Here is a 7,407-nt window from a genome sequence, read left to right as displayed (position 1 = left end):
GTAAGCCGTCCGGGCCGGTCAACGCCAGACCGCGGGCCTTCGCTTCGGCCACCATCGCCGCCGCGGCGGCCTGCTCCGGCGACAGCTCCCGCGACGGCTTGGACTCACTCCTGCGTGGACTCACAAGGTCCGATGTCATCACTCACAGTGCCCATCCCGCCGGAACCCAGCCCGGCGTGTCGGGCCGGAAACACCGATCTTGAAACAGTCCCCACCGTGCCGACGATGTGGCGCTCCATCTCCTTGCGCGCCGTGGCCTGGTCTCCGTCGTGGAGTGCCGCGCGGATCCGCTCGTGGTCGTTGTGGCGTTCGTCGAGCGCGCTGCTGAGGGGATTCGGGGATCCGGTGGTGTTGATCAGGAAGTCGGACAGGTCCCACATCCGACTGCTGGTCTGCGCCATGACGCGGGAGTGGGCCATGAGGTGGACGGCCTCGTGGAAGCGGCGGTTGAGCAGCCGGTAGCCCCGTGCGCGAACAGCGGGGTCGAGCTCGGCGCGGAGCTGGTCGATCTGGCGGGAGATTGCATCCATGTCGGCGAGCTGCTCCGGGGTTCGGCGGGTGGCGGCGATGCCGGCGATGGTGCCCTCGAATCCGCCGAACATGACGAAGAAATCCCCGACCTCCTGCGGCGGGTAGATCGCGACCCGGGATCCGACCTGCGGGTAGATGTCGATCAGGCCGTCCCCGGAGAGACGGCGCATGGCCTCCATCACCGGCTGCTTGCTGACGCCGAACTCAAGACGTAGCTGCTCGGTGGAGAGCTGCTCCCCAGCGGTGTAGACGCCATCGAGCAGGCGCTCCTTGAGCTGGTCGTACACGGCGTGGTTGAGCCGGCTCGTCGCCCGGTCGAGACGAACGGGTTGGGGTCGGGTCACCGTCGGAGGGTAGCCGCGGTCGGCCGCCAGGTCAGTTCCCACCGGGTCCATCCGAAAGTCCCCCTTGCATCGCTGTGACACAGACCTTACTGTGCTGCCAGCACGCTAGCATGGCAGCTACTCAGAGTGATCATGCGGCTCAAGGCGGAGCCGGAAGGAGGGCCGCATGTCGTTGGCCTTGTGCACGACCTCGCACTCCCCGTTGATGGGGGTGAACGATCCGGGCGAGCAGACGACTGCCGTCGTCGAGGCGTCGTTCGCGGCGGCACGTCGGTTCGTGTCGGACTTCGACCCGGAACTGGTGCTCTTGTTCGGGCCGGACCATTACAACGGCTTCTTCTACGACATGATGCCGCCGTTCTGCGTGGGTACCGGTGCCAGGTCGATCGGGGACTACGGCACCGCCGCCGGTGCGCTGCCGGTCGACCGGGACGCGGCGTACGCGGTGGTTCGCGACGTTCTCGGCGAGGGCATCGATCTCGCCTACTCGGAGCGGATGTACGTCGATCACGGCATGGCACAACCGCTGGAGATCCTGTTCGGCCGCATCGACGCGTTGCCGGTCGTGCCGGTGTTCGTCAACTCCGTCGCCGAACCCCTCGGGCCGGTGTCGCGGGCTCGTCGGCTGGGCGAATCGATCGGCCGGGCGGTCGCCGGGTTGGACCGCAGGGTGCTGATCGTGGGATCCGGCGGTCTGTCGCACGACCCGCCGGTTCCGCGGATGCAGGACGCTCCGCCGGAGGTGGCCGAGAGGCTCATCGACGGCCGGAACCCGACTCCCGAGCAGCGGGCGGCGCGGGAGCAGCGGGTCTTCGACACCGGGGTGGCCTTCGCGGCAGGGGAGGCGTCGATCGCTCCGCTGAACCCGGAGTGGGACCGGCACCTGATGGGGCTGCTGGCGGCCGGTGACTTCGACGAGATCGACTCCTGGTCCAACGAGGAGTTCGTGGAGAAGGCCGGGCACTCCAGCCACGAGGTGCGCACCTGGATCGCCGCCTACGCCGCACTGTCGACGGCCGGCCCGTACCGGGTCGAGACCTCGTTCTATCGCCCCATCCCCGAGTGGATCGCCGGTTTCGGCGTCACCACGGCCGCATCCGCGGCCTGATCGCCCATCACAGACCACGCCGCAAAGGAGCAGTCATGGACTTCTGTATCGGTAGTTGCGCGAAGATCGACAAGGTCGGCTGGGCGAAGCAGGCCGAGGACGTCGGCGCGAGCCACTTCGGTGTCGGGGAGGGTCCGCTGCTGTTCAGCGACCCGTACCAGTACCTGGCCCTGGCTGCCCGAGAGACGTCGACGATCAAACTCGGGACGTGGGTGACCAACCCGCTGACCCGGATCCCGCCGGTGACGGCGAACTCGATCGCCACCCTCAACGCCCTCGCTCCCGGCCGCACCTTCCTGGGGATCGGGACGGCGAACAACGCGCTGCGCTCGATGGGCAACCGCCCCGCGAAGGTCTCCGAGCTGGACACCGCGCTCGAGATCACCCGCGGTCTACTGGCCGGGGAGCGGGTCACCCAGAACTGGCTCGGCCAGGAACGGGAGATCGAGTTCCTGGAGAAGGGCGGGCTCTGGTACAACCTCGACGACCCGATCGACGTGTGGATGTCCGCTGGCGGGCCGAAGGGGTTCGCGGTCGCGGCCAAGCACGCGGACTACATGACCTACTGCCTCGGGCCGAACCCCGAGATGATCGGCGTGGTCCGCCGTGAGCTGGACAAGGCCGTCGCCGAGGCCGGACGCCCGCCCGGCTCGGTCAAGCTCGTCGCCCTGTCGTGGTTCTACCAGCTCCGCAACGGCGAGACCTGGGAGGACGGGATCGACAACGGGTTCGGCTCGGGCCCGATCAGCTCGTGCCTGACCAACGTCGGGTTCATGAACGGCCACGTCGACGAGCTCGGCGAGGGCATCGTGAAGGCGTCCACCGATGCGGCGATGGCGTACCTCGGTGACCCCACCGCCGCGGACGCGCCGCACTACCTGGACGTGTGGGCGAAGTACCTGCGCGGGCTGGACCCGGTGCACCGCCCGCTGATCACCAAGGAACTCGTCGACTACTGGTGCCTCTACGGCAGCCCGGACGACCTGCTGGAGAAGACCCAGCTCATGCGCGAGGCCGGCTGCGACATGGTCAGCGTCTTCCTGTCCAACCCCTTCACCGCCGACCGCGACATCGCTGACATCGGCTCGTCCATCCTCGCCCGCGCCTGACCCTTCCCCGTCCGTCTGATCCTGGAGGATCATCATGGCCAGCTTCGACCCGAAGAGCACCGCCGTCGTCGGCGTGCACTTCCAGAACGACATCGTCGGCCCGGACGGCGCGTTCGCCGGGTTCTTCCGCGCCGAGATCGAGCGCACCGGCGTCCTGGACACCGCGGTGCGGGTGCTCGACGGCGCTCGCGCCGCCGGTGCCACCGTCGTCTTCACCCGCGTGGCGTTCCAGCCCGGCTACGGCGATCTGAATCCGAACTCCCCGCTGCTGGGAATGGTGGCCCAGGCCAAGTGCCTGGAGGACGGCACCCCGGGCGCCGACATCACCGCCGAGCTGACCCCCCGCGACGGGGACCACGTAGTCACCCACAACCGGGTCGGCGGGTTCCACGGCAGCGACCTGGACGCCACCCTGCGCGAGGCCGGGGTGGACACCGTCGTCTTCATCGGGGTCGCCACCAACGCCTCGGTCGAGGGCACCGCCCGCGCGGCGTCGGACCTGGGCTACCGCACCGTCGTGGTCTCCGACGCCTGCTCGGCCGGATCACCCGAGGCGCACGAGGCGTCGCTGGGCTCCCTGGGCCTTCTCGCCGAGATCGTCACCACGGACGAGCTGCTCGCCGGACTCTCCGCCACCGCAGAGGCGAACGCATGAGCGGCGCACAGACCGATCCGCAGACTGTGGTTCCGAAGAAGGACACGCCGGTCTGGGTCGCGCTCGGTGCGACCGAGCACCGTGTCCACTACGTCGAGGTCGGCCCCTGGCGCACCCGCGTACTGGAGGCGGGACAAGGCGAACCGCTGATCCTCATGCCCGGCACGGGTGGGCACCTGGAGGCCTATGCCCACAACATCGCCGCGCTGGCCGAGCACTTCCACGTGATCGCCTACGACTACCCCGGCCACGGCTACACCACCCACGCCAAGTCCGACCTGGAGCTCGACACCTACGTCGAGCACCTCGCCGGCCTGCTCGACGCGTTCGGGATCGACAAGGCGCACCTCAACGGGGAGTCCCTCGGCGGCTGGGTCGCGATCAAGTTCGCCGCGGCCCACCCCGAGCGCACGGGGAAGCTGGTGCTCAACACCCCGGGCGGCACGATGGCCAGCCCCGAGGTGATGGACAAGATCCGCGGGCTGTCCCAGGCGGCCGCCGACGACCCCTCCGACGAGCGGATCCGGGCTCGCCTGCAGTGGCTGATGGCCGACCCGGCGACCGTCACCGACGAGCTCGTGGCGATCCGGCAGGCGATCTACTCCCGGCCGGGGTTCGCCGACTCGATGCGCCACATCCTGTGCCTGCAGGACGTGGAGACCCGCCGTCGGAACATGGTCACCGACGCCGACCTGGCCGCCGTGCCCGGACCGGCGCTGGTCATCTGGACCAGCGACGACCCGTCCGGTCCCGCCGGCGCCGGCCTGGAGATGGCCGAAAAGATCACCGGCGGGCGGTTCGAGCTGATCACCGGGGCCGGGCACTGGCCCCAATGGGAACAGCGCGACACGTTCAACGCCCTCGCGCTGGCGTTCCTGACCGAGCAGTGACCCCAGAGCAGTGAGCCCAGACCCCGCCACCCCGGCAGTGGACACCGCCGGGGTGGCGGGCATGTGAATCGGAGGCCTGGAGATGACCGATGCCGCCCATGAGGCCGCGGCCACCTGCCTGCGCGACGCGGCCCGCACGGGCCGTCCGTGCCCGCCGGTGCGCGGGCTGTTGCCCGACCGCACGATGGCGACCGGCTATGCGGTGCAGAGCCTGCTGACCGCCGCCCGGCTCGGCGAGGGCCGCCGCGTGGTCGGGCGCAAGATCGGGCTGACCGCGCCGAAGGTGCAGGCCCAGCTCGGCGTGGACCAGCCCGACTTCGGGGTCCTGTTCGACGACATGGCCTGCCCGCACGGCGAGGTCGTCGACATCGACCGGTTGCTCCAGCCGAAGATCGAGGCGGAGATCGCGTTCGTCCTGGCCGCCGACCTCGACCGCGAGGACCTGACCGAGGAGACCGTCCGGTCCGCGGTCGGCCAGGCCGTCGCCGCACTGGAGATCGTCGACAGCCGGATCGACGGCTGGGACATCACGCTGGTCGACACCGTCGCCGACAACGCCTCCAGTGGCCTCTACGTGCTCGGCGACGAGCCGGTCGAACTCGGCAGTCGCGACCTGCGCGGCGTCGAGATGGTCATGGTCGACGACACCGGCGCCGAGGTGAGCAGCGGATCCGGCGCCGACTGCATGGGCGACCCGATCGCAGCTCTGCTGTGGCTGGCCCGCGTCGCCCGCGACGTCGGCTCCCCGCTGCGGGCCGGGGACGTCGTGCTCTCCGGCGCGCTGGGCCCGATGGTGCCCGTCACCGCCGGCGCCACCTACCGCGCGGAGCTGACCGCGCTCGGCACCGTGTCCGCCACCTTCTCCCACCGGGACTGAGACACCACCATGAGCACACCCGACATCGTGCCCAGCCCGACCTCCGACGCCACTTCCGGGCCGGGAACCGAGTACGACACCGACGTCCTGATCGTCGGCACCGGTCCCACCGGCGGCGCCGCCGCGCTCGCGCTGGCCACCTACGGGGTCCGCGCACATGCGGTGACCCGCTGGAACTGGCTGGCCAACACCCCCCGCGCACACATCACCAACCAGCGCACCGTCGAGGTCCTGCGCGACCTGGGCGTGGAGGCCGAGGCCACCAAGCACGCCACCCCGTGGGAACAGATGGGCGACACCCTGTTCACCACCAGCCTCAGCGGTGACGAGATCGCCCGGCTGCGCACCTGGGGGACCGGGGACGACCGCATCGGCGACTACATCAAGGGCAGCCCCTGCCCACTGCTGGACATCCCCCAGCCCTACATGGAACCGGTCCTGGTCAGCAACGCCGCCGCACGCGGGGCGACGTTCGGGTTCAACACCGAGTACCTGGGCCACACCCAGGACGACACCGGCGTCACCGCCCGCCTCAAGGACCTGGTGACGGCCCGCGAGTACACGATGCGCGCCCGCTACATGATCGGCGCCGACGGCGCGAAGTCCCAGATCGTCGACGAGCTGGAGCTGCCGCTGGAGGGCGAGCTCGCCCGCGCCGCCACCGCCTACGTGCTCTTCCACGCCGACCTGAGCCGCTTCGTCGAGCACCGCCCGTCGATCCTGCACTGGCTGATGACCCCCAGCGCGAACTTCGGCGAGATCGGCATGGGTCTGCTGCGCGCGATCCGGCCCTGGCACACCTGGATCGCCGGCTGGGGCTACGACCTGTCCGGCCCGGCCCCCGACTTCGAGCCCGAGTCGGTCAAGGCCCGGATCCGTGGCTACGTGGGCGACCCGGACCTGGAGATCGAGATCGAGTCCTGCTCCAGCTGGTACGTCAACCAGGCCCACGCCACCCAGTACTCCAAAGGACGTGTGTTCTGCGGCGGCGACGCCGTCCACCGTCACCCCCCGTCGAGCGGGCTGGGTTCCAACACCTCCATCCAGGACGCGTTCAACCTCGCCTGGAAACTCGCCTTCGTCATCCAGGGTTACGCCGGCCCGCAGCTGTTGGAGACCTACTCCGACGAGCGGATGCCCGTCGGCAAGCAGGTCGTCGCCCGCGCCAACCAGTCCCGCGTCGACTACGCCCCGCTCAACGAGTGCTTCCGCACCACCGGTGAGGCCGATCCCGTCGCCGCCGGGCTGGCCAAGCTGCGCGACCCCGGCCCGGACGGTGTCGCCGTGCGTGATGCGCTCACCGAGGCGCTCGAACTCAAGAACTACGAGTTCAACGCGCAGGGCGTCGAGCTCAACCAGCGCTACGCCTCCACCGCCGTGCTCCCCGACCCGGACGCCGGCGAGGAGCAGTACGTTCGCGACCCGCAGCTCTATCTGCAGGCCACCACCCGACCCGGGGCCAAGCTGCCGCACGCATGGCTGCTCGGCGCCGACGGACAACGGGTCTCGACCCTCGACGTCACCGGCAAGGGCCGGCTGTCACTGGTTACCGGCCTGGCCGGGCGGTCGTGGGCACGCGCCGCGGCGAAGCTCGATCTCCCATTCCTGCGCACCGTCGTGATCGGCGCCACGGGCGCCGAGGACGTCTACCGCGACTGGGCCCGGATCCGCCAGATCCACGAGGCCGGCGCCCTGCTCGTCCGCCCCGACGGCTACATCGCCTGGCGCCAACCAGCCGCCACCTGGGACGACGACGACGCCCTCACCCAGCTGCAGTCCGCGCTCGCCGCCGTGCTGTCGGCCGACTACTCCCGCGTTCCGCAGTTGATGGGCACATGAGCGGGTGGCGGCTGATGATGTGCCTGGTCAGCGAGTCGCCGCCTCGCTGAAGTG

General features: G+C 70.1%; 7 protein-coding genes and 1 pseudogene. 6 read left to right on the top strand and 2 right to left on the bottom strand.

Features of this window, described 5'->3' with window-relative positions:
- Both PHY01_RS28405 and PHY01_RS25795 read right to left on the bottom strand, forming a co-directional pair.
- A pseudogene (locus tag PHY01_RS28405) lies at window positions 1–139 on the bottom strand (IS256 family transposase); the annotation flags it as partial.
- Complete coding sequence (locus PHY01_RS25795; protein WP_141282838.1) at window positions 105–926, bottom strand: GntR family transcriptional regulator; 822 nt, start codon at window positions 924–926, stop codon at window positions 105–107. The pseudogene PHY01_RS28405 and the gene PHY01_RS25795, both read right to left, overlap by 35 nt.
- Before the next feature lie 115 nt (window positions 927–1,041).
- Here PHY01_RS25795 and PHY01_RS25790 point away from each other — a divergent pair, with 115 nt between their 5' ends.
- The 6 genes from PHY01_RS25790 (at window position 1,042) to PHY01_RS25765 (ending at window position 7,353) form a co-directional block, all read left to right on the top strand.
- The gene (locus tag PHY01_RS25790) at window positions 1,042–1,983 is read left to right on the top strand and encodes a 3-carboxyethylcatechol 2,3-dioxygenase (RefSeq protein WP_141282836.1); all 942 of its coding nucleotides are present in this window, start codon (window positions 1,042–1,044) and stop codon (window positions 1,981–1,983) included.
- A gap of 35 nt (window positions 1,984–2,018) precedes the next feature.
- The gene (locus PHY01_RS25785; protein WP_141282834.1) at window positions 2,019–3,092 is read left to right on the top strand and encodes an LLM class flavin-dependent oxidoreductase; all 1,074 of its coding nucleotides are present in this window, start codon (window positions 2,019–2,021) and stop codon (window positions 3,090–3,092) included.
- A gap of 34 nt (window positions 3,093–3,126) precedes the next feature.
- The gene (locus PHY01_RS25780; protein WP_141282832.1) at window positions 3,127–3,747 is read left to right on the top strand and encodes a cysteine hydrolase family protein; all 621 of its coding nucleotides are present in this window, start codon (window positions 3,127–3,129) and stop codon (window positions 3,745–3,747) included.
- Entirely contained in the window at window positions 3,744–4,637 is an 894-nt protein-coding gene (locus PHY01_RS25775; protein ID WP_141282830.1) for an alpha/beta fold hydrolase, read from the top strand. Before PHY01_RS25780 ends, PHY01_RS25775 begins: the two co-directional genes overlap by 4 nt.
- Before the next feature lie 82 nt (window positions 4,638–4,719).
- Window positions 4,720–5,514: a 2-keto-4-pentenoate hydratase gene (locus PHY01_RS25770; protein WP_141282828.1), complete on the top strand. Its 795-nt coding sequence runs from the start codon at window positions 4,720–4,722 to the stop codon at window positions 5,512–5,514.
- 9 nt (window positions 5,515–5,523) lie between these two features.
- Window positions 5,524–7,353, top strand: a complete 1,830-nt coding sequence (locus PHY01_RS25765; RefSeq protein WP_141282826.1) for an FAD-dependent monooxygenase — start codon at window positions 5,524–5,526, stop codon at window positions 7,351–7,353.
- Window positions 7,354–7,407: the final 54 nt, after the last annotated feature.

The sequence above is a fragment of the Pseudonocardia hydrocarbonoxydans genome (genome assembly GCF_006539565.1).
Lineage (GTDB): Bacteria > Actinomycetota > Actinomycetes > Mycobacteriales > Pseudonocardiaceae > Pseudonocardia > Pseudonocardia hydrocarbonoxydans.
Note: the sequence above shows the minus strand (reverse complement) of the source record. Positions and strands in the feature narration are given on the sequence as shown.

Coding starts and splice junctions, on each gene's coding strand:
- PHY01_RS25795 (WP_141282838.1), bottom strand. CDS start 926: ATGGACCCGGTGGGAACTGACCTGGCGGCCGACCGCGGCTACCCTCCG.
- PHY01_RS25785 (WP_141282834.1), top strand. CDS start 2,019: ATGGACTTCTGTATCGGTAGTTGCGCGAAGATCGACAAGGTCGGCTGG.
- PHY01_RS25775 (WP_141282830.1), top strand. CDS start 3,744: ATGAGCGGCGCACAGACCGATCCGCAGACTGTGGTTCCGAAGAAGGAC.
- PHY01_RS25790 (WP_141282836.1), top strand. CDS start 1,042: ATGTCGTTGGCCTTGTGCACGACCTCGCACTCCCCGTTGATGGGGGTG.
- PHY01_RS25780 (WP_141282832.1), top strand. CDS start 3,127: ATGGCCAGCTTCGACCCGAAGAGCACCGCCGTCGTCGGCGTGCACTTC.
- PHY01_RS25765 (WP_141282826.1), top strand. CDS start 5,524: ATGAGCACACCCGACATCGTGCCCAGCCCGACCTCCGACGCCACTTCC.
- PHY01_RS25770 (WP_141282828.1), top strand. CDS start 4,720: ATGACCGATGCCGCCCATGAGGCCGCGGCCACCTGCCTGCGCGACGCG.